The 21,483-nt window shown below is 45.9% G+C and carries 19 protein-coding genes and 1 pseudogene; 11 read left to right on the top strand and 9 right to left on the bottom strand.

The features are described from left to right. Positions 1–23: 23 nt before the first annotated feature. Positions 24–419 carry a hypothetical protein gene (locus KO537_RS14575; RefSeq protein WP_219234738.1) on the bottom strand — a complete coding sequence of 132 codons (396 nt, stop codon included), beginning with the start codon at positions 417–419 and terminating at the stop codon, positions 24–26. Between the two features lie 365 nt (positions 420–784). Between KO537_RS14575 and ovoA the strand changes: the two genes are divergently transcribed. After that, positions 785–2,899 (top strand): 5-histidylcysteine sulfoxide synthase, encoded by a 2,115-nt coding sequence (gene ovoA, locus KO537_RS14580; RefSeq protein WP_219234739.1) that lies wholly within the window; start codon positions 785–787, stop codon positions 2,897–2,899. Between the two features lie 141 nt (positions 2,900–3,040). On the opposite strand, the gene KO537_RS14585 is transcribed toward ovoA, so the two are convergent. After that, complete coding sequence (locus tag KO537_RS14585) at positions 3,041–4,996, bottom strand: methyl-accepting chemotaxis protein (RefSeq protein WP_105251072.1); 1,956 nt, start codon at positions 4,994–4,996, stop codon at positions 3,041–3,043. Positions 4,997–5,354: 358 nt separating this feature from the next. Here KO537_RS14585 and KO537_RS14590 point away from each other — a divergent pair, with 358 nt between their 5' ends. The 8 genes from KO537_RS14590 to glnG all read left to right on the top strand — a co-directional run bounded on the left by KO537_RS14590 (position 5,355) and on the right by glnG (position 12,749). Then, positions 5,355–5,666, top strand: coding sequence for a pyrimidine/purine nucleoside phosphorylase (locus tag KO537_RS14590; protein ID WP_173242664.1), 312 nt, complete (start codon positions 5,355–5,357; stop codon positions 5,664–5,666). Positions 5,667–5,954: 288 nt separating this feature from the next. Further along, complete coding sequence (locus KO537_RS14595; protein WP_105251071.1) at positions 5,955–6,551, top strand: TetR/AcrR family transcriptional regulator; 597 nt, start codon at positions 5,955–5,957, stop codon at positions 6,549–6,551. A 172-nt stretch (positions 6,552–6,723) separates the two neighbouring features. Continuing rightward, complete coding sequence (locus KO537_RS14600; RefSeq protein ID WP_173242662.1) at positions 6,724–7,881, top strand: iron-containing alcohol dehydrogenase; 1,158 nt, start codon at positions 6,724–6,726, stop codon at positions 7,879–7,881. 59 nt (positions 7,882–7,940) lie between these two features. Next, entirely contained in the window at positions 7,941–8,627 is a 687-nt protein-coding gene (locus tag KO537_RS14605) for a type 1 glutamine amidotransferase domain-containing protein (RefSeq protein WP_219234740.1), read from the top strand. A 133-nt stretch (positions 8,628–8,760) separates the two neighbouring features. Then, positions 8,761–9,387, top strand: coding sequence for a glutathione S-transferase (locus tag KO537_RS14610; protein WP_168826402.1), 627 nt, complete (start codon positions 8,761–8,763; stop codon positions 9,385–9,387). A gap of 204 nt (positions 9,388–9,591) precedes the next feature. Further along, the gene (locus KO537_RS14615) at positions 9,592–10,098 is read left to right on the top strand and encodes a DUF4124 domain-containing protein (RefSeq protein ID WP_131525137.1); all 507 of its coding nucleotides are present in this window, start codon (positions 9,592–9,594) and stop codon (positions 10,096–10,098) included. A 153-nt stretch (positions 10,099–10,251) separates the two neighbouring features. Then, on the top strand, positions 10,252–11,298 hold the full coding sequence (gene glnL, locus KO537_RS14620; RefSeq protein ID WP_219234741.1) for a nitrogen regulation protein NR(II): 1,047 nt from the start codon (positions 10,252–10,254) through the stop codon (positions 11,296–11,298). A 38-nt stretch (positions 11,299–11,336) separates the two neighbouring features. Then, the gene (glnG, locus tag KO537_RS14625; protein WP_131525139.1) at positions 11,337–12,749 is read left to right on the top strand and encodes a nitrogen regulation protein NR(I); all 1,413 of its coding nucleotides are present in this window, start codon (positions 11,337–11,339) and stop codon (positions 12,747–12,749) included. Positions 12,750–12,893: 144 nt separating this feature from the next. On the opposite strand, the gene KO537_RS14630 is transcribed toward glnG, so the two are convergent. From KO537_RS14630 to KO537_RS14645, 4 genes and pseudogenes are all read right to left on the bottom strand, one after another. After that, positions 12,894–13,451 (bottom strand): porin family protein, encoded by a 558-nt coding sequence (locus tag KO537_RS14630; protein ID WP_131525140.1) that lies wholly within the window; start codon positions 13,449–13,451, stop codon positions 12,894–12,896. A gap of 207 nt (positions 13,452–13,658) precedes the next feature. Further along, a pseudogene (locus KO537_RS14635) lies at positions 13,659–14,111 on the bottom strand (hypothetical protein). A gap of 14 nt (positions 14,112–14,125) precedes the next feature. Further along, entirely contained in the window at positions 14,126–15,016 is an 891-nt protein-coding gene (locus KO537_RS14640) for a cation diffusion facilitator family transporter (RefSeq protein WP_131525141.1), read from the bottom strand. Between the two features lie 51 nt (positions 15,017–15,067). Beyond that, positions 15,068–15,577, bottom strand: coding sequence for a Spy/CpxP family protein refolding chaperone (locus tag KO537_RS14645; protein ID WP_113941370.1), 510 nt, complete (start codon positions 15,575–15,577; stop codon positions 15,068–15,070). Between the two features lie 284 nt (positions 15,578–15,861). Here KO537_RS14645 and KO537_RS14650 point away from each other — a divergent pair, with 284 nt between their 5' ends. Further along, positions 15,862–16,548, top strand: a complete 687-nt coding sequence (locus KO537_RS14650) for a response regulator (protein ID WP_105251061.1) — start codon at positions 15,862–15,864, stop codon at positions 16,546–16,548. Between the two features lie 14 nt (positions 16,549–16,562). Further along, complete coding sequence (locus KO537_RS14655) at positions 16,563–17,912, top strand: ATP-binding protein (protein ID WP_219234749.1); 1,350 nt, start codon at positions 16,563–16,565, stop codon at positions 17,910–17,912. A gap of 93 nt (positions 17,913–18,005) precedes the next feature. Here KO537_RS14655 and KO537_RS14660 read toward each other — a convergent pair whose 3' ends face one another. From KO537_RS14660 to KO537_RS14670, 3 genes are all read right to left on the bottom strand, one after another. Continuing rightward, positions 18,006–18,986: an MDR family oxidoreductase gene (locus KO537_RS14660; protein WP_105251060.1), complete on the bottom strand. Its 981-nt coding sequence runs from the start codon at positions 18,984–18,986 to the stop codon at positions 18,006–18,008. A 163-nt stretch (positions 18,987–19,149) separates the two neighbouring features. Beyond that, on the bottom strand, positions 19,150–19,668 hold the full coding sequence (locus KO537_RS14665) for an ankyrin repeat domain-containing protein (protein ID WP_219234742.1): 519 nt from the start codon (positions 19,666–19,668) through the stop codon (positions 19,150–19,152). A gap of 177 nt (positions 19,669–19,845) precedes the next feature. Continuing rightward, on the bottom strand, positions 19,846–21,366 hold the full coding sequence (locus KO537_RS14670) for a catalase (protein ID WP_105251058.1): 1,521 nt from the start codon (positions 21,364–21,366) through the stop codon (positions 19,846–19,848). Positions 21,367–21,483 lie beyond the last annotated feature (117 nt).

The following is a 21,483-nucleotide window of genomic DNA, read 5'->3' on the forward strand; positions in this document are numbered from 1 at the left end:
AGTTACTCACGATAAACCTTCAATTACTTTATTGGCGTCAATGGTGATAAAGACGCAAATTGTACTGTTAATGTCCAATCTGTAATGACCATATCTGAAGGCTGCCAACTGTCATCAACCCACTCATAAACCAAGCCAGGATTTTCCTCTGCGTTGACTAACAAACGCCGTCCATCTTGCAACACAAGCGTATAATCGAGCCCCTGCGCATCGACACTTTCAATGTCCCCCAAGACATTGTGCTTAATGGCCGAAATAGTTCCGATTGCCTTAACGGCATCGTTTTCCTTTGCACCGCTGTAAAACTTTAACGCCTCGTTTGCGGCAGTCTTGTGAAAAACAAACTCCTCAGTCACACCCACTACGATCGACGGATCAAGCTCATACCAGGCGGGTATCCATAATGCGTTAATTGTCATCCCGTTATATCCTGCATAATAATTTTACGGACGGGATCATTCTGCCTTAACCCCGACAGAGAAAATACTCTTCAGGGATAAAATAATTTTAATCCCTGTAAGGAGTAGCATCACTAAATTGAGCGCATCACTTTCTTTGTAAGATAATCCCAAACCAGAGGGTCATACCTGAGATGCTTTAAGCTCCAGCACTGATGTTGGACTCAATTGGTCTTTCTGTTAGTTTGTAAAACACTTTGCCTCAAACCGACACATTAAGCTGACAAAGTGATCCTGAGCTCAGTAATCGCGTATAGAGTCACACACGATAGATTAATCTTCCCATGCTTGCACCGCAGGCCGATAAATACGGAGTTTACTTGTCTATGGATAAGCCCATAACGCAACCCCCTCAAACCCTTAAGCTCATTGGTGAAACTGAGGCCGGAAAGCGTCAAGAGCTTAAGCAATACTTTAATCAGACATGGGCTTTATACGAGTCTCTGTATGATTTGATCCAAGAAGATAGCGCCTATTACCTCAAAGCCGAGCCGCTGCGCCATCCGTTAATCTTTTACTTTGGCCATACGGCCACTTTCTATATCAACAAACTCAAACTCGGTAAATTTCTCGATGAACGAGTAAACGACAACTTCGAATCCATGTTCGCCATTGGTGTCGATGAGATGTCTTGGGATGATTTGAACGAACAACATTATCCGTGGCCGGATGTAGCAGAGGTGCGAAGCTATCGCCAACAAGTTAATGCTGTCATCAATCGTGTTATCGATGAAATGCCTCTAGCGTTACCAATCACTCAAAATAGTCCAGCTTGGATCATTTTGATGGGCATTGAACATGAGCGTATTCATTTAGAAACCTCATCGGTGATCATCCGCCAACTGCCGCTGGAATATGTCGCGCCCAACCACCTCTGGCCTGCATGCCATGACACAGCCCCTGCCGAGACCAACAGTTTATTGGCTGTAAAAGGGCAAAAAGTGACCTTAGGCAAAACTGAACAAGACCAAACCTACGGTTGGGACAATGAATACGGCCATAAAATATTTAACGTTAACGACTTTAAGGCGGCTAAATTCTTAGTCTCGAATCAAGAGTATCTCGCATTCGTCGAAGCTGGCGGCTATCGCTCACCCCAATTTTGGAATGAAGAAGGCCAAGCTTGGCTTGCCTATACCCAAGCACAAATGCCGCGTTTTTGGCGCTTAAGACAAGATAAATGGTGGCAACGTAACTTAGCGGAAGAAATCCCGCTGCCATTAAACTGGCCTGTTGAAGTGAATCAGCTCGAAGCTAAGGCTTTCTGCAATTGGAAAGCCGAACAAAAGCAAAGCAATATACGTCTATTAACTGAAGCTGAGTGGTACATCTTACGCGAGAATGTGCCCGCCGATGCGCCCGATTGGCACGAAATGCCGGGCAATATTGCTTTGGCTTATTACGCCTCTTCTTGCCCAGTGAATCGCTTCGAACATAATGGCTTTTTCGATATTGTCGGTAATGTTTGGCAATGGACAGAAACCGCAATCGACGGTTTTGACGGCTTCGCCGTACACCCACTTTACGATGATTTCTCCACCCCAACCTTCGATGGCAAACATAATCTCATCAAAGGCGGCTCGTGGATCTCTACAGGTAATGAGGCAATTGCTTCATCACGCTATGCGTTTCGTCGACATTTTTATCAACACGCGGGCTTTCGCTATGTGGAATCCACCCAAAATCCAGCTCAAATGGCCGAGGTCAATGTGTACGAAACGGATGAACTGATTTCCCAATACCTTGAATTCCACTATGGCGCCGAATATTTCGGGGTGGCTAACTTCTGCGTCAATGGTGTGCAGCAAGCGCTGAGTGAAATTCAATTGACTCATACAGCTAAAGCCCTCGATATCGGTTGCTCCGTTGGTCGAGCGAGTTTCGAGCTGGCAAAAGTGTTTGGTCATGTTGATGGTATCGACTTCTCGGCGCGCTTTATTCAACAGGCCTATGCACTGACAGAACAAGGTGAAAAACGTTACACCATACGCACCGAAGGCGACTTACAGGAATTTAAGAGTGCGAGTCTCGTAAAACTGGGATATGAGCTTGAGGCGAAAAAGGTCAACTTTATGCAAGGTGATGCCTGTAATTTAAAGCCCATCTACACAGGTTATGATTTGGTTTATGCCTCAAATCTTATCGACAGGTTGAACGAGCCTAAACACTTTTTAACCAGTATTGCCCAGCGGATTAATCAAGGTGGATACCTTGTGATTGCCTCGCCATACACTTGGCTTGAAGATTATACGCCCAAGGATAAATGGTTAGGTGGCGTTAAAGTCAAAGGAGAGAACTTCACCACCTTAGATGGTTTGACCGAAACCTTGATCGGCCAATTTGAGCTGGTCGCAGTGAAGGAAATTCCCTTCGTGATCCGCGAGACTAAACGTAAATTCCAACATTCCATCTCAGAAATGACAATTTGGCGTAAACGTTAATGCTCACTCATGGGATAACCAACTGAAGTCCTGATAAAAATATCCGCCAGAAATCCATTTCTGGCGGATGTGTAACATCCAGCTCAGTCACATTTACAGCACCAACTAAGGTGAGAACACTGTAAATGCAGCGAAAAATATCTACACCTTAAACTGTGCCGTTGTTAAACCAAGCTGATTTGCTAACCCCAACAGACTCCGCGTACTCGCTGCTACTTGGCTGATAGCCGCACTATTTTCCTCCGCCGCCACGCTTAAGCCAGCAATCCCCTGCGCAATCGTCGCCGAAACCGTTGTTTGTTCTTCCGCAGCGGTTGCGGTTTGAATCATTAATGCCTTTAAGGTTTCTAAGCGCAAAGCAATATCATCCACCGCGGTCTGCATTCCATCCGCATCTTCTGCGGTTTTAGAGGCTTCAGTGGAACAAGTCACACTATGCAACGCCAGCACACCTGACTGTTGCTGAATACCTTTTAACACTTGCCCAATATCCTGAGTTGCTAATTGAACCTTCACCGCTAACTGACGCACCTCATCGGCAACCACAGCAAATCCACGACCATGCTCGCCAGCTCTCGCTGCTTCAATCGCCGCATTAAGAGACAAGAGATTAGTTTGTTCCGCAATCGCATTTATCACAGCTAATACTGAGCCGATTTTCTGACTATCCGCCTCAAGACTGCCCACCTGTTGATGAATAGTTGCAAAACTGCTCAAGGTCACTTTTAAGCTTTTACGAGTACTAGCCAAGTTTTGCGAAAGAATTTCACTCGAATGGGTACAGGCGGACACTTCATCGGAGGATCTCATCGTATTCGTGCTGATTTCAGCTGCGGCATAACTCATTTCTTCAACTGCAGTGGCCAACATATCAGTTTCTTTAGCCTGCATCTGAATACTGCAATCGGCTTGTGTCATAGCGGCAGAGTTTTGTTCGGCGGCAGATTCAAGTTCATGCCCAACGCCCACCAGCTGACTGATGATTTCTTTGAGCTTAGTTTGCATCCGCGCCAACCAACTCATCAGGTGATTATCCGTTTGAACATGCGGTAAATTATGAGTTAAATCGCCAGAGGCGATCATACTGGTCAAGTTACACATGTCCTCAGGCTCACCGCCGAGCGGCTTTAATACAAACCCTGTAACTAACTTAGCGGCAGCGAACGCCAACACTAAGGCTGCTGCACAAACAGATAAGCCGATAAACATCATACGGTAGGCGGGAGCTGCTATTTCACTCACATCAATTTCAGCCATCAAACCCCAACGTAAACCGAGCTCAACGACAGGAGAATAAGCGGATAAAACGGGATTATTGTTATAGTCATTCACTTGCATCACACCCGATTTACCAGCCAGCGCCTCCTTTACCGCCAGCGTATCAACACCATTCTGAGCTACCGTTCCCGCAAACGAAGCCGTAACAGTGCGATTAATGGGATCGAGAAAAGAATCGGAACGCATACGATTATTTGGGCCAATAAGATAAGTTTCACCACTTTGCCCCATACCCTCACGAATTTGCATAACTCTGTTGATGCGATCGATTGATACTTGAGCCGCCACCACCAATCTTTGCTGATTGAACTGAATCGACTGGCCAATAAATGCCGCAGGTTGACCATTTGAAGGCGCGTATGCGGAAAAATCTTGTAGTAATACTGTGCCCGCCGATCCCAATGCCTTATTGAATAACTGTGCTAATCCCGAATCATGGAAGGGTCCAGTACGCAAATTGGTGCCGAAATCAGACTCCTTCGCCACTGTATATAAAACGGTGCCATCGTCACTAATAATAAATAGGTCATAAAAACCGAGGGATTTATTTAATGACTGCAAGGTTTGATCTATGTCAGTAAGAGTATCGAGGCTTTTTTGGCTGGCAATTACGGCGCTGACGGCCTGCAGGTTATCGGAAAAGTCCTGAAACATGCCAACAATCTGCCGTTGCTTGATCTCACGCACTGCCACTAAACGAGACTGAGCCTCGGCAAACAATTCATCCCGAGCAATGTAAGTCACTATTGCGGTGGCAAATATGAGGGGTAATAGGACAATCAATAAACTGATAAGCTGAATTTTACGAGTAAAACCCATGGTGAGACTCCTTGTCGCGCGTCGAATTCCATTCCTTCAATCTTTGCAGAATCAAACCTGCCTTAAAACTATAGGAGAAGAATCTCAGCTAAACAAAGCGGTGCCGACTATTTTCATCAAAAGTTCACTAAAATTCCGACAACTCATTATTTTTAAGTAGAAAAATGATTAATAACTTTAAATGACAGCCAAGCCATACCGACCATTTCAAACAAAATGATATAGTGGGAAATAAGCAATAAACCGAACGTTAGCATCAACTTATATTGAATGCGCACATCCATGCGACAAATGATGCATTGAAATTTATTAAATATGCATATAAATTCATCTCAAGCCAATTTATAGAGGATTAATAATGAGTTTACTCGAGCAAGTGTCAGTATCTAAAAAAGCCAACATCTACTTTGATGGCAAAGTGGCTAGCCGTAGCGTATTTTTTGCCGATGGCAGCAAGCAGACCTTAGGTGTTGTATTACCAGGGGAATATGAGTTCTCAACCTCCCAAGGCGAAATAATGGAAGTCACCAGTGGCCGTTTTGAGGTGTTGTTACCGGAGAGCTCTGTATGGCAGGAGTTTAGAGAGGGCACTCAATTTGAGCTGGCTGCAAATGTTAGCTTTAAAATTCGTAACACAGCCATTGCCGAATATTGCTGTAGCTATCTCTAGTCATCTCGATTAAGTGACAGTGCGATTAATATTTCATATCAATCGTTAATCGAACGCTCACAGTGACGGTTTATCTCAGCACTGTGAGTATGTTGTCCTACCGAACCATTTCACCATTTCACCATCAGAATGCCTTATCCGTCTAACATTTATCAATTTGGCAATTTTATTAACTTGGCTCAAGGCAGCGCAAAAGTCACAATGCAAAGCATACTAAATCGAATGCGTTGATATCGCCGAAAAAAACAACACTAGACGACCGGTCTAATTTGATTTATCCTAAACCCCATGAAAATTGAAACTCAATCCACTCGCCAGCATATTCTCGACATCGGCTACAAGCTGATCGTACGCAAAGGCTTCTCCAGCGTCGGCTTATCCCTACTGCTGCAGGCGGCCGAAGTGCCAAAAGGCTCGTTTTATCACTACTTCAAATCCAAAGAACAATTTGGTGAAGCGCTTATTACTGATTATTTTGAAAAATATCAATTAGATTTAGACGCATTATTCAATGACTCAACACTGACAGGCCATCAACGCTTGATGCAATACTGGCAACAATGGTTGCACGTACAAGCCGATGGCTGCGTAGATCAAAAGTGTCTAGTCGTTAAGCTCAGCGCCGAAGTGGCCGATTTATCAGAAGCCATGCGTGTTGCCTTACTTAAAGGCTCCGCCGGCATCATAGAGAGGTTAACGACTTGTGTTCAAGTGGGCATAACCGATAGATCAATCGCCCAGCAAGATCCGCAATCAACCGCTGAAATGTTGTATCACATGTGGTTAGGCGCCAGCTTAATGAACAAGTTGGGCCACAGCCCTGCGGCACTCGAACGTGCACTCGTAACGACTGAATCCATTTTAACGCCTAAAACGGCCCTTTAACCTAATACCGACTCAAAACTAATATTTGCTGATATCGATCAGCCCAGATTTTTAAAGAATACATTTTCACGCCCCAAAATTAGACGACTGGTCTACTAATTTAACGGGCGATTAATTAATGCAGCTCAATTAACGCTGCTCATTTAAAGTAATAATAGGAATAACATCATCCATGCTAAATTTTAACTATTACAACCCGACCCGAATCCGTTTTGGTAAAGACACTATCACCGAAATTGATTCTCTAGTACCGAGCGATGCTAAAGTGATGATCCTCTTTGGCGGCAGCAGTGCTAGAAAAACAGGCACGTTAGACGAAGTTAAACAATCATTGGGTAATCGTTTCGTTGTCGAGTTCGATGGCATTGAGCCAAACCCAACCTATGAAACCTTAATGAAAGCCGTCGCCCAAGTACGTGAGCAGAATATCGACTTCCTCCTCGCGGTTGGCGGTGGTTCGGTTATCGATGGCACTAAATTTGTTGCCGCTGCAGCGGTATTCGAAGGTGAACCTTGGGACATTCTCACTAGCTGGGGCGCCAATGTGACTCAAGCTATGCCTTTTGGCTCAGTGTTAACCTTACCTGCGACCGGTTCCGAAATGAACAACGCCAGCGTAGTGACCCGTAAATCACTACAGGCTAAACTGCCATTCCGTAATGATTTGGTTTATCCACAATTCTCAATACTCGATCCGACCAAAACCTTCACCCTGCCAGAGCGCCAAGTGGCCAACGGTGTTGTCGATGCTTTTGTACATATCACAGAGCAATACCTCACTTACCCAGTTAACGCCGCCGTGCAGGACAGATTTGCCGAAGGTCTTTTACAAACCTTGATTGAGCTTGGTCCACAAGTGCTAGTTCAACCCGAAGATTACGACATTCGCGCGAACTTAATGTGGGTTGCCACTATGGCACTCAACGGCACGATTGGCGTCGGTGTTCCCCACGACTGGGCAACCCATATGATTGGCCATGAACTAACTGCACTTTACGATATCGACCATGCGCGTACATTGGCAATCGTACTGCCTGCCCTGTTGCAATGTACAAAAGAGGCTAAACGCGAAAAGCTACTCCAGTACGCCGACCGTGTGTGGCACATCAACACAGGTACAGATGACGAGCGTATCGACGCCGCTATCGCAAAAACCAAGGCTTTCTTCGAAGCCATGGGCATACCGACACATTTATCTGCCTATGATCTCGATGCCAGCCACGTTGATACTGTAGTGAAACAGCTTGAACTGCACGGCATGGTGGCACTTGGCGAACATGGCAATATTGACCCAGCCATGAGCCGTGACATTTTGACCTTAGCCCTATAACGTCAAATGAACTAAACCCAAAGCTCACACATATTGATGTGAGCAACTTAGGTAAAGGTATGAATATATTAATGGTACTCACGTCGCATGATAAACTCGGTGATACCGGTTTAAAAACCGGCTTTTGGCTAGAAGAATTCGCCTCACCTTTTTATGTTTTTAAAGATAAAGGTTTTGACATTACCTTAGCCTCACCACTGGGCGGTCAACCACCACTCGATCCAAAAAGTGATGAGCCAGACTTTCAGACCGAAGCTACTGCACGCTTTAGCAAAGATCCTGAGGCTCAAGCACTGCTAGCGAATACCACTCGCTTAAGTGAAATCAACGCAGCCGATTATGATGCGGTTTTTTATCCGGGCGGCCACGGTCCACTGTGGGATCTTGCCGAAGATAAACATTCTATCGTCTTGATTGAACAGTTTTATCAAGCCAATAAACCCCTAGGGCTCGTATGTCATGCGCCTGCTGCATTGCTGCACCCTAAAACCAGTGATGGCAAGCCATTGGTCAGCGGCAAGCGGGTTACCGGTTTCAGCAACTCTGAAGAAGAAGCCGTGCAACTCACTCATGTCGTGCCATTTTTGGTTGAAGACATGCTGCAGAAAAATGGTGGCAATTATGTCAAAGGCGATGACTGGACAAGCTTTGTCGTCGCAGATGGCCATTTGATCACAGGCCAAAATCCGGGATCATCCGAAGCCGTAGCCGAAACCATAGTTGCGCAATTGAACGCGAGAGGCTAAGCGATAAATACGCGACGCTCAGCTTGAAATGAACAAAGACAGGCGCACAAGTGTGCTAAATACGTTAAAAAGAGCTGTCGCACCATAATAGTGCGACAGCCAAAATGTACTCTCACTGTCCAAAGGAAAGCCCATGATCACCTTGCACCATCTCAATAAATCACGCTCTAAACGTATCATCTGGTTGCTAGAGGAGCTAGGTCAACCCTATGAAATTAAGAGTTATCAACGTGATAGCCAGACTTTTCTCGCGCCACCCGAACTTAAGCAAATTCATCCGTTAGGTAAATCACCCGTTATCGAAATGGACGGTCAAGTGATAGCAGAATCGGGTGCGATCACCGAATATCTTATTGAAAAATATGCGGCGGATACCTTAGCCCCCGCCAGAGACAGCGCAGACTATGTCAGTTATCTGCAATGGCTACACTTTGCCGAAAGCTCAGCCATGCTGCCTTTGTTACTGCGTATGTTCGTGCAAAAGGACGGTTGTAAAACCAATTTCCTTGAAGGTTATGCGGCGATAGAAGTCAGTAAGATAAGCCATTACTTCAATGATATGTTGGCCGATAAAACCTATCTTGTTGCAGACAAGCTCACGGGTGCGGATATCATGATGTCCTTTGTTGTAGAACTACTGGCGAACAGTGGCGATCTCGCGAAATTTGAACACATTGAACGCTATGCCACTCAATTATCCCAACATGCCGCTTGGGTCAAAGCGAGTGAGATCGAGAAACAACTCGATGCAAGCCTGTAATTGATGGATAGAATTCGGGCACATGTTAGTGCCCGAGCTTAACCAACTTTAACTAACCCCTGTTTCTGCCGCCCCATTTTCTGTCGACTTTATACCTTCTCTGTGATGACATCCTTAACCACTTAGTGCAACAAACACCATGATTTTTGATGTAAAAGAGACTAATCTTGATTAACTCTATCTCAAGGCTACAGGGACTTTAGCATGCGTTCACTCACACTCATCGGCTTAGTGCTATTTAGCATGTTAGCGCAAGCGACTGTTTATAAATGGGTCGATAAGGATGGCAAAGTCCATTACTCCGATGAGCCGCAGCCAAATGCCCAAGTCGTTGAGCTAAAAGATAAGACCTTAAATCAAATTGCCCTTCCTCTGCCCAAAACAGACTTAAACAGCTCAGTTCAAGCAATTGAATCTATTCAATATCAAGTCAATATTACCTCTCCGACCGAAGAGGAAACCGTCAGAGATAACAATGGCGATTTCGACGTCGTTGCGACTATCACCCCAGAGCTAAAAAGTCAGTATTTGATGGCCCTCAAGCTCGATGGCAACCCCGTCGGTCAACCGCAAATTGGCGGTACCTTTAAACTCAAAAACATCGACAGAGGTGAACATACCTTAGTCGTTGACGCTTTGACTCAAAACGGCAAAGTCTTTGCATCAAGTTCACCAAGAAAGATATTTCTTCATCAAGCAGCTAAGCGTTAATGTCACTATTTGTATAGTAAAAGTTAGTATAAAAACTTTAAATACATGAAGTTAGATTAACTCCTCCTGACTAAACCGTTTGATGAAGACAAGTTGCAGCTTGCACCAGATTGGTGCACCATAGTGGTGCAACCCTATTTCTAGGAATGGTCGATGGATAAAGAGACACTGCTCAATCATTTAGTTACCGCTGTACTTGTCATAGATAAGGATCTCAAGCCTTGTTATGCCAACGCAGCAGCAGAGCAATTATTAGGTGTTGGTAGCCATAGACTCGTAGAACAAACTTTGCCTGAGCATTATCAAATCCTCGGTGTCGACGCCAAGCTATTAATGGATGCAGTAACAGCCGGCCAAGGCTTAACGGTCAATACGGCAGCACTAGTCACGCTCGATGGCCAACATCATACCGTTGATTTAACCCTTATTCCCCTCGATGATGAGGCAGAGCTCAGCCTGCTCGAACTGCGCCAAGTCGACCAACAAAGACGCATTCATCAGCAACTGAGTCAAGATGCACAGCAACAAGCGGCGCAGTTTTTGGTGCGCAACTTAGCCCATGAAATCAAGAATCCTTTAGGCGGCCTTCGCGGTGCGGCGCAGCTATTATCGCGGGAGCTGGATGATCCGGCGCTGAAGGAATTCACTACGCTCATCATAGAGCAGGCCGATCGGCTGCGTAATTTAGTGGACCGTCTGCTCGGCCCGCAAAGGCCGACACAGCACAGTCTGCACAACATCCATCAAGTGGTGCAAAAGGTCTATAAGTTAGTTGAAATGGCGCTGCCCGCTAACATCCAGCTCAAACGGGATTACGATCCATCCATTCCCGATATCGAGATGGATCCGGACCAAATGCAGCAAGCTGTGCTGAACATTTTACAAAATGCGGTGCAAGCACTTGAGCATACGGGGGGCGAGATTTTGATCCGCACTCGCACTCAACACCAAGTCACCATAGGTTCACAGCGCCACAAGCTAGTGTTAACCCTATCGATTATCGACAACGGCCCCGGTATACCGCCTGAGCTAATGGACACATTATTTTATCCCATGGTGACAAGCCGTGAGCAAGGTTCAGGTTTAGGCCTCTCGATTGCCCATAATATTGCCCGTTTACACTCGGGAAGGATCGATTGCCTCTCCAGCGCTGGGCACACAGAATTTATCATTTCATTACCGATTTTATGCGCTAAATAATTTCGAGAGTACCTACCCCTACCGTATGAGGAAGCAAGATGCGAATTAGTGAACAAGTGTGGATCCTCGACGATGACAGCTCGATACGCTGGGTACTCGAAAAGGCACTGCAAGGTGCTAAGCTCAGCACCGCCAGCTTTGCCGCCGCCGAATCCCTGTGGCAGGCATTAGAAATATCGCAACCGCACGTGATAGTGTCGGACATCCGTATGCCCGGCACGGATGGTTTAAGCCTGCTCGAACGATTGCAGGTGCATTATCCCCATATTCCCGTGATCATTATGACAGCGCACTCAGACTTAGACAGTGCAGTGAGTGCCTATCAAGCGGGCGCATTTGAGTATCTGCCTAAACCCTTCGACATCGATGAGGCTATCTCTCTGGTTGAGCGCGCACTTACCCATGCCACTGAACAGAGCCCTGCACCCGCGCAGGAAGCCCAAGTCAAAACGCCCGAAATCATAGGTGAAGCGCCAGCGATGCAGGAAGTGTTTCGCGCCATAGGCAGACTTTCACGCTCATCGATCAGCGTGCTGATCAATGGTCAATCGGGTACGGGAAAAGAGTTAGTGGCTGGCGCGTTACACAAGCACAGCCCACGTAAAGATAAGCCGTTTATCGCGCTGAACATGGCAGCGATCCCTAAGGATTTAATCGAATCTGAGCTATTCGGCCACGAAAAAGGTGCCTTCACTGGCGCAGCCAATGTGCGCCAAGGTCGCTTCGAACAAGCAAACGGTGGCACGCTCTTTTTAGATGAAATCGGCGATATGCCGTTAGACGTACAAACACGGTTACTCAGAGTGCTCGCCGATGGCCAATTCTACCGCGTCGGAGGTCATAATGCGGTACAAGTCGATGTGCGTATCATAGCGGCGACCCACCAAGATCTTGAATTATTAGTACAAAAAGGTGGCTTTAGAGAGGACTTGTTCCATCGCCTCAACGTGATCCGCGTGCACTTGCCGCCACTATCACAAAGACGGGAGGACATTCCCCAGCTCGCTACCCATTTCCTCGCCTCTGCAGCAAAGGAAATTGGCGTGGAAACTAAGATCATGGCCAAGGAGACTGCGGTAAAACTCTCCCAATTACCTTGGCCCGGTAATGTCCGACAACTCGAAAACACCTGTCGTTGGTTAACCGTAATGGCATCGGGGCAAGAAATTTTACCCCAAGACTTACCGCCAGAATTACTGAAAGACCCTGTGAGTGTCACCCACACGGCGAAAGGCAGCCAAGATTGGCAATCGGCACTGACTGAGTGGATAGACCAAAAACTCTCGGAAGGAAACAGCGATCTGTTAACTGAGGTGCAGCCCGCATTCGAGCGCATACTGCTAGAAACTGCGCTGCGCCATACTCAAGGCCATAAACAGGAAGCGGCGAAACGTTTAGGCTGGGGACGAAATACTTTAACGCGGAAATTAAAAGAACTGTCGATGGATTGAGTAGATAAAATAACGTTACTACTCGTTATATCAATACAAGCTTATTCATATCAAACAATAAAAAGGGATATCTTCACATCCCTTTCTATTTGAAATTCATTTCATTTTCATTGGCATGAATTAAATATGCCAAATCTAAAAAAATTAGAATTGATAATGCATACCTACAGCGAATTGCTTAATATCAGTGTCAATATCTTTTAATCCTAAATAGCTACGGTCGGCATCTAAATCACCTGTAGTGACATCATAGCTTACACGGATATTTAAGTGCTCTGTTACGGCGGCATTAACACCTACACCATAAGTCCAACCAAAACCAGTAAAGTCTTCATCGTAACCATAGCCATCAACATTCGCCGCCATAGATGCTATACCCACTTTGGCATAGGCAGAAAAAATATCATTAATTTGTGCAGTAAATTTAGGTGTGAAGCTTAATGCACCTGCACTAATATCAACATCCTTATCGCCTAAGTCACCAGTGGCAAACAGGTTAGCTTCTAAACCAAACCATTCATTGAAGTTATAGCCACCGTATACGCCTACACCAGTACCGGTTTCTGAACCATCAAAAGCATCAGCTGTGACTCTATTTAATGCACCACCCACATAAAATCCAGTAGTGTCGGTTGCTGCAGAGACTTGAGTGGCCGCTAATGCTGATAGTAAAGAGATAGCAACAATTGATAATTTATTCATCATAATTCCCTAATGATTTAACGAAAGTATTAGACGGCGCGGATATTACAATAAGCAATTCAGAAGTGTCATGGTTTAAATTATCAAAATACAAATCATACAGCATTGATTCAGCTTGAGTCGGAAAATGGAAGTTATTGTTATTCGTTATGTGGCTAAATAATATTTACTGTAAGTATTATTTTTAAATTGAAACTATTAATAACTTTAACCTAACACCCGCAACAGCCCTATAAAACTCGCATATAGCCAACGGATGAGGGAACGACGCCTTCTCACATCCAAATATTCGGATACGACAACTCTGCCAGACGCCACACAAGTAATACGTGTACGCTAAAGAAATAATGGCCAGACATGGACTCGATAAGCTTGGTTAGCAATGTCGAGATCAATTTTCTGCGGTAAGTAATAAAGATGTTTACGCAGGACTAACTGACTCCAAGCCCCCGCTATCACAGGAGATACGGTACTATCCGCTTGATTTACTATCGAAGGTTTCTGTTCCATCAGGAGCGTGATTTCTGTACTCATAGGGATGCTAATGTCAGAAATCACAGATTCGGCTATCAACTCAAAGCGAGTCGATAGCCTATGATAGCGACATATCAATCGAGTGGAATGATCCCATCTGTGACTTTGCTTCTGCATCCATGCCATAGCTTGTCCTTAATTTATGTTTCGTTGACTTCAGGTTTAACCGGATCTTGGTGAATAATCACCTCAGCATCTTCGAAGGCGGCTTTGACTCTTATCCCTGTTGTATCAGCAATACTGTGGGCTTCATTCAAACTCAAATTGCCATCGAGTTCTAAATGAAATTGAATAAAAACAGTTTTGCCTGCTTGACGAGTGCGTAAATCATGCAGCCCTTGCACCCGTGGATCTTCCATCGCGATTTGCGTGATTTGCTGGCGAGTTTCTTCGTCTAGCTCTCTGTCTAACAAGGCTTGAATTGAGCGATAACCTAAGCCAAAGGCTTGATGACCAATATAAAATGCAATCATTACCGCAAATAAACCGTCAGCCCACCACCAACCGTATTGCGCTAATACTAGTGCCAACAATACCGCACCATTAAGGAATAAATCTGATTTATAGTGCAGCGAATCAGCTTCAACCACAGTACTTTTTGTCGCCGCTAATGCGCGTTTCTGCAACATGACTAAAGCTAACGTCATCACAATCGCTATGATAGAAACAACTACACCTATGGTGGCATTTTCAACCGGAACAGGTGTTAATAGACGCTCGCCACCATAGAAAAGTAATAAAAATGCGGAGCCCATAATAAAGGCGGATTGCGCTAGAGACGCTAACGGCTCAGCCTTACCATGGCCATATCTGTGGTCATGATCCGGCGGCACAAGCGCGTAACGAATGGCAATAAAATTGATAATAGAAGCGAGAGCATCGGCAAAGGAATCCGTCAAAGATGCCAACATACTGGCGGAGCCGGAATAAAGCCAAGCGAACATCTTGATAAGAATAAGGATCAAAGCGGTAGCCACGGAAGCGCGGCTAGCCAGTTTGACCCAAAAATCGTATTGGGAAGTTTGAGTCATAAGGGATCTATCTTGGGAAGCTATGACCCTATTGTATATCAGCTAAGACGCTTAACCGCGAGGTTCTTTACCAGCTTGTGCTTCAAATCGCGCTTTAAACTTAGCTTGCTGCTCTGGTGTCAGCAGATTAAATATTTGATTATGCAGCTTCATACGTTCAATGGCTTGAGTTTGACGCTGCTCTTGCTGCGCACTCATCAGTGCCTTTGCTTGTGTTTCATCAAAACTTGGCGCGGTAATTAAGGCCTGCATCTCTGTGCGATGTGCCAAGCGTTCCTCTTTCGTTGGACGATTATCAGCGCGCGTGGCTTTCTGATCGGCAAACAACTTTTTGACGTCAGCTTTCTGGGCATCCGTTAAATCGAGCCCTTCAAACATACGATGCATGCCACCGTGGTCCATATGTCGGCCGCCATGTTCCATGCGGTCGCCTTTATGGAATTCAGATTTAGAGAAGTCGCAGCCAGCATCCTTAGGTGCTGCATTAACTGCCGTCGCGAAAACCGCAGAACTCGCTAGAATGGCAAACAGGCTCGCTTTCAAAGGTGATAATGTTTTCATAGTGTTAACCTCGATGGTTCAACTTTAATATGGCAAGTAATAAGACACAGTGACGACCCTTTTAAGCCGAGTCACTTTCGACCCTTCAAGTCTAAACCCCTATATGTAAGTGAGGGCGTTGCCTGAGTAAATCACTGTAAAGTTGCGGCAATAACTCTATTCTTTACTTTGGCTTACATTGCTACACAGCAATTGACATCAAAACAGGTATACTCAGCCAAAGCGCTAAAAGTGCCTATGATAAACAGGCATACGAGGCCACATTACAGAGATTAAGGAACAGTATGAGTCGGATATTATTAATCGATGACGATCTGGGGTTATCTGAGCTACTAGGGCAACTGCTCGAGTTAGAAGGGTTTCAATTAACCTTGGCTTACGACGGTAAACAAGGTTTAGATCTGGCACTGACTGCAGATTACGATCTGATCCTACTCGATGTCATGCTGCCTAAATTAAACGGTTTTGAAGTGCTACGCGCACTGCGCCAACATAAACAAACCCCAGTATTAATGCTGACCGCTCGCGGCGATGAAATCGATCGCGTAGTTGGGCTTGAAATCGGCGCCGATGATTATCTGCCAAAGCCGTTTAATGACAGAGAGTTAATCGCCCGTATCCGCGCCATTATTCGTCGTTCGAACTTAACAACCCAAGAAATCCATGCCGCGCCCGCCCAAGAGTTTGGCGATCTACGCTTAGATCCATCGCGCCAAGAAGCTTACTGTAATGAGCAATTAATCATACTCACAGGCACTGAATTCACTCTGCTGCACACCCTAGCACTGCACGCTGGAGAGTTGATGAACAAGGAAGAGTTAAACGAGAAAGTGCTCGGCAAAAAACTCATGCCCTTCGATCGCAGCTTAGACATGCATTTATCGAATCTACGTAAAAAACTCCCCGAGCGTAGCGATGGTCGGCCAAGGGTGAAAACCATCCGTGGCAAAGGTTATATTTGGCTCCCATAACGGCGGTATCGACTGTGCCTAATCGTTTATTTATCAAATTATTGCTCGGATTTTGGCTGTGCAGCTCGCTAATCATTGCCTTAGTGGGTCTGTTACCATTGCTGCAACAAAATCACGACCGTGCGCCACTGCCACCTCACCTTGAAAAAGTCCTATCGACGATAGCTAAGCGCATTCAAGAAAACCCCGCCTTACTGGAATCCGATTTTCTTCGGCGCTGGGAAAGACACAGAGACATGGAAGGTAAACCTCTACGGGTCTATCTTGTCAACAGCCAAGGCCAAGTGATCAACACCCACAGGGTGAGTCGCGGTGTGCGCAGCTTTATGCTGATGGCAGATGAAGAAAAACAACCGATTAGCCATCAGTTTAAAGATGAGCTGGTGTTTGGTCCCTATCAATTTAATCTGGGCGCTGAAACCTATTCACTTTATGGCCGCCTACCGGATAACCATCCACGGCCTTGGTTCTTCTTCTTCGCCGAAAATAAGTTATTAACCTTAAGCCTAGCGATTTTCCTTTCGGGATTATTATGTGGCTTGCTCGCGTGGCATTTAGGTAAAGCATTAAATTCACTCAAAAAAAGTGCGAATGCCCTCGCCGAAGGTGACTTAAGTCACCGTGTCGATAAGTCCACCACACAGCGTAAAGATGAAATAGGCCAATTAGCCAAGGCCTTCAATAGCATGGCCGACTCCATCGAAGCTATGGTGAATAATCAGCAGCGGCTCATGGGGGATATTTCCCATGAACTACGCACCCCATTGACGCGGCTACAGTTATCCCTTGCCCTCGCCCGTAAAAAAGGTCAGCAGACCACCGAAACGGAACGCATAGGTTATGAAGCTGAGCAACTCGAAAAGCTTATCAGTGAATTGTTAGAGCTCTCGCGGGTCAAGCTCAGTACTAACGAAACCAAAGTACATTTAGGCTTGGCCGAATCCCTGAGCCAAGTTTTAGACGATGCGGAATTTGAAGCAGAACAGCAAGGTAAAAGCATTACTATCGATATCGATGAAGAAATTGAGTTAGCGCATTTTCCTAAATCACTTTCCCGCGCGATTGAAAATCTGCTGCGTAACGCGATCCGTTATGCCGCAAGCGATATTCACCTGCAGGCGAGTGCGACGGCTGATCAAGTACAAGTTACCATAAAAGACGATGGTCCAGGCATAGATGCCGCCGAACTCGATGCCATTTTTAAACCTTTCTACCGCCCCGACTCGGCAAGACAAAGAGAAAGCGGTGGCTGGGGACTTGGGCTGGCAATCACTGAAGCGGCGATTACCGCCCACAAAGGTAAGATTAAAGCCGAGAACCGTGTACCAACCGGTCTTGAAGTGACGATTACACTACCGAAATAGCCGATATGAAGAACAAGTATAGGAGGCAGAACTAATTAGTCGTAATTGGCAACACCTCAGTGTTGCCATCGTGTTAAAACGTAGGAAACGGGATTACAGCTTAACTAATACACGTCCAGTGACTTGGCCTTGGATAATTTTATTTGCGAAATCAGGCACCTCAGCCAATGATATCTGCTGACAAGCTTGCTGATAAAAATGTTCGGGTAGTGCTTTAATCACAGCTTCCCACGCCGCTTTTCGTTTCTCAAATGGACAAGAAACAGAGTCGATTCCCAGTAAACTCACACCCCGTAAAATAAACGGCATAACGGTTGTTGGTAATGCAAAACCGCCCGCTAAACCACAGATAGCGGCTGCACCACCGTATTGCATTTGCGCTAATGCTTTGGCGAGGATCTTGTTGCCAACGGTATCGACCACACCCGCCCAGCGCTGCGCCTCAAGCGGCTTAGCATCTTGTTCAAGTTCACTGCGATCAATCACTTCTGCGGCACCAAGCTCCTTCAATAAAGGCGCATTCTGTTCAACTCGACCACTGCAGGCAACCACACGATAGCCAGCATTGGCGAGCAAAGTCACCGCCACAGAACCCACACCACCACTGGCACCTGTGACAAGAATATCCCCACTTTGCGGTGTTACCCCAGCCTGCTGCAGCGCTTGCACGCACAACATCGCCGTAAGCCCAGCAGTGCCTATCATCATGGATTTAGCGGCATCACAACCTTGCGGCATGGGCACCAGCCAGTCGGCTTTAACTCGCGCTTTTTGCGCCATACCACCCCAGTGGTTTTCGCCTACGCCCCAGCCCGTCAAAATCACCTGATCACCAACTTGGTATCTTGCATCCGTCGATTCGCGCACCACGCCTGCAAAATCGATGCCTGGTACCATAGGAAACTGACGAATGATTTTGCCAGCACCGGTCACAGCTAAACCATCTTTATAATTCAGCGAGGAATAGGCGACATCAACCAAGACTTCCCCTTCTGGCAAATCAGCTTCTGTGATTTGTGAAACTTGAGCAAACGTACGTTTATCTTCTTGCGTCAGTAGTAAGGCATCAAACATAAATCGCTCTCCGAAGGCCAAACCGTATTAAACGATATTCAAAAAGTTACCATAAAAGGCATAGACATCATTAACAAGCAGACTTATTGCTAATAGTAAATGCTGAGATCTAAACAGATTAAAGATAATGACCAAGAGTGATCGGGCGCAAGATCTAGCGTCTTTATTGCTTTAAACTCGCCTGCTGTAAAGCGCCACTTTGACCCCAGTAACGGGCAAACTCAGTCAAGGTCATTCCGGCATTATTCGTTAGGTTCGCATTGCATTCTTTCGCGTATAGCCGCTTTACGATAGTGAATTCGGCCTTAATCACAGCGCCCATCATTGCCGTATTACCACGCTTATCTTGCAAACAAGCATTAGCACCATGCTCAAGCAATAAATCCGTTGCAGCCTCTTGGCCGTTATAAGCCGCCACCATTAGCGCGGTATAGGTTTGACTATTTCTCTGGTCAATAGGGAAGCCTGCATCGAGAAAATGCTCAAGCACTGTGATATCGCCGGTACGCGCTGCAGCAAAAAAGTAGTCCACCAGCAATTGTACTTGTGCGGTATCGGGCTCGTCCGTTTGACTGACAGTTGCGGGTGTAACCAATGGCGCTTGAAGCGAACCCGCCCCCATTGCCACCGACATACTCAGGGCCACAATAATCAATAATAAGATAGCAATAGTGTGTTTCATCAATGGCTCCCAGCACAGCTAAAATAGAGATTTAAACAATGAGACGTGACGAAATGCCCGCAAGACGCTCTCTTAAACTGGGCAGAAAAGAGCTTGTTTACGTCTTGCGGGACTTACTGGATTCGGACAGTTAACGCGCAAATCTCTGCGACCAAAACAGTCCTAAAAATAACGACATCAGATTGAACGCTGTTTAACCTCGGCCAGATCACCCTTTACGGCCTTGGTTAAACGCTCACCAAACTCTGGGTCTGCACGATAAAAGTGACTGAGCATCTGATGTTTCACATTGGTATCGTTCACTTTGCCTAAGTCACCGGCCAAGTTAGTGATCAGATCTGCTCTATCTTGCTTGCTCAAGCTGCGATAAAAGACGCCCGCTTGGCTAAAGTTATCCTGCTTGCTAATAGCCGTTTGTTGCACAGTCCCCGTCAGCGCAGTTGTTACCGCACGATAACGATTATCTTCGGCCAAGGCTAAATGTACGCTCGGTTGATAGTTCACATCGGACTGGGTATGCCCCATATTGCCCGCACCTTCTTGGTTGTGGTTTGCCACCGCCACTAAGGGTTTATTAATCGGCAATTGCGACAAATTCGCGCCGAGTCGATACAGCTGAGTATCGGCGTAGGAGAACATGCGGCCTTGCAGTAATCTGTCTTCCGAAGGCTCAATCCCAGGGATCAAATTCGATGGCGCAAATGCCGCTTGCTCAGTCTCTTGGAAGAAGTTTGCAGGCATGCGGTTCAGCGTCATAGTGCCCACTTTTTGTTCTGGCACATCTAGCCACACCTTAGTGGCGTCTAACGGGTTGTAATCAAACTTATTAAGCTCAGTCGGGTCGAGTAATTGAACGTACAGATCCCACTTAGGATAGTTACCCTTGTTGATCTCACTATAAAGATCATCGGTTAAATGGTTAAAGTTTTGTCCTTGGACTTTAACCACTTCATCGGGACGTAAGCCTTTAACACCTTGCAGACTCTTCCAGTTAAATTTCACGTATTTAACTTGGTTATCTCGATTCACAAATTTGTACGCATGCACACCGAAACCGTCCATTTCACGATAACTGGCAGGTACACCTAAGTTACTGTAAACCTGAGTCAACATATGAGTTGAACCCGCTTCGTGACTGAAAAAATCGAAGAAACGATTCGGATCTTGCATATTGGTCACTGGCGATGGTTTGAGTGAATGCACCATGTCAGGAAACTTGATCGCATCGCGAATGAAGAATACGGGTAAGTTATTACCTACTAAGTCCCAGTTACCTTGGTCCGTATAAAATTTGGTCGCAAACCCTCGGGGATCACGCAGCGTTTCTGGCGAACCTTTCGAGTGGATCACGGTAGAAAAGCGCACAAATACGGGCGTCACTTTACCTTTTTGTGCAAAGGGTGCCGCTTGGGTTAGGTTACTAAAATCGCCACTCGATACAAATTCACCATGCACACCTGTGCCTCTGGCGTGGACGACACGCTCAGGAATACGTTCACGGGCAAAGCGTTGTAGCTTCTGGATAAGCTGCACATCTTGCAATAACACGCTGCCATTACTGCCCGCTGTGGTCGAGTTTTGGTTATCACCCACAGGTGCACCATTGTCACGTGTCAGGGTATTTGTTGGTAAAGTTTGAGCCTGTACATTCAATGTCAGACCCATAGAAATAATTAAAAGGCTTTTAGTAAGATGCATAACAGTTCCTCTTCTATGCATAACGCCAAGCTCTTTTCTGCCTGCCCGCAGTATAGTTCTGAATTTGTAATTAGAAGAAACGATCTTTATCGATTATACGAATCAATAAAACCTATT

Origin of the sequence: Shewanella sp. NKUCC01_JLK, from assembly GCF_019345615.1 — a bacterium.
Classification (GTDB): Bacteria; Pseudomonadota; Gammaproteobacteria; order Enterobacterales; family Shewanellaceae; genus Shewanella; species Shewanella oncorhynchi.

What these genes read in the sequence shown, in the direction of transcription:
- glnG (WP_131525139.1), top strand. Translation starts at nt 11,337, where the DNA reads ATGCGAATTAGTGAACAAGTGTGGATCCTCGACGATGACAGCTCGATA.
- KO537_RS14640 (WP_131525141.1), bottom strand. Translation starts at nt 15,016, where the DNA reads ATGACTCAAACTTCCCAATACGATTTTTGGGTCAAACTGGCTAGCCGC.
- ovoA (WP_219234739.1), top strand. Translation starts at nt 785, where the DNA reads ATGGATAAGCCCATAACGCAACCCCCTCAAACCCTTAAGCTCATTGGT.
- KO537_RS14605 (WP_219234740.1), top strand. Translation starts at nt 7,941, where the DNA reads ATGAATATATTAATGGTACTCACGTCGCATGATAAACTCGGTGATACC.
- KO537_RS14610 (WP_168826402.1), top strand. Translation starts at nt 8,761, where the DNA reads ATGATCACCTTGCACCATCTCAATAAATCACGCTCTAAACGTATCATC.
- KO537_RS14595 (WP_105251071.1), top strand. Translation starts at nt 5,955, where the DNA reads ATGAAAATTGAAACTCAATCCACTCGCCAGCATATTCTCGACATCGGC.
- KO537_RS14575 (WP_219234738.1), bottom strand. Translation starts at nt 419, where the DNA reads ATGACAATTAACGCATTATGGATACCCGCCTGGTATGAGCTTGATCCG.
- KO537_RS14600 (WP_173242662.1), top strand. Translation starts at nt 6,724, where the DNA reads ATGCTAAATTTTAACTATTACAACCCGACCCGAATCCGTTTTGGTAAA.
- KO537_RS14665 (WP_219234742.1), bottom strand. Translation starts at nt 19,668, where the DNA reads ATGAAACACACTATTGCTATCTTATTATTGATTATTGTGGCCCTGAGT.
- KO537_RS14630 (WP_131525140.1), bottom strand. Translation starts at nt 13,451, where the DNA reads ATGAATAAATTATCAATTGTTGCTATCTCTTTACTATCAGCATTAGCG.
- KO537_RS14670 (WP_105251058.1), bottom strand. Translation starts at nt 21,366, where the DNA reads ATGCATCTTACTAAAAGCCTTTTAATTATTTCTATGGGTCTGACATTG.
- KO537_RS14585 (WP_105251072.1), bottom strand. Translation starts at nt 4,996, where the DNA reads ATGGGTTTTACTCGTAAAATTCAGCTTATCAGTTTATTGATTGTCCTA.
- glnL (WP_219234741.1), top strand. Translation starts at nt 10,252, where the DNA reads ATGGATAAAGAGACACTGCTCAATCATTTAGTTACCGCTGTACTTGTC.
- KO537_RS14590 (WP_173242664.1), top strand. Translation starts at nt 5,355, where the DNA reads ATGAGTTTACTCGAGCAAGTGTCAGTATCTAAAAAAGCCAACATCTAC.
- KO537_RS14650 (WP_105251061.1), top strand. Translation starts at nt 15,862, where the DNA reads ATGAGTCGGATATTATTAATCGATGACGATCTGGGGTTATCTGAGCTA.
- KO537_RS14645 (WP_113941370.1), bottom strand. Translation starts at nt 15,577, where the DNA reads ATGAAAACATTATCACCTTTGAAAGCGAGCCTGTTTGCCATTCTAGCG.
- KO537_RS14615 (WP_131525137.1), top strand. Translation starts at nt 9,592, where the DNA reads ATGCGTTCACTCACACTCATCGGCTTAGTGCTATTTAGCATGTTAGCG.
- KO537_RS14660 (WP_105251060.1), bottom strand. Translation starts at nt 18,986, where the DNA reads ATGTTTGATGCCTTACTACTGACGCAAGAAGATAAACGTACGTTTGCT.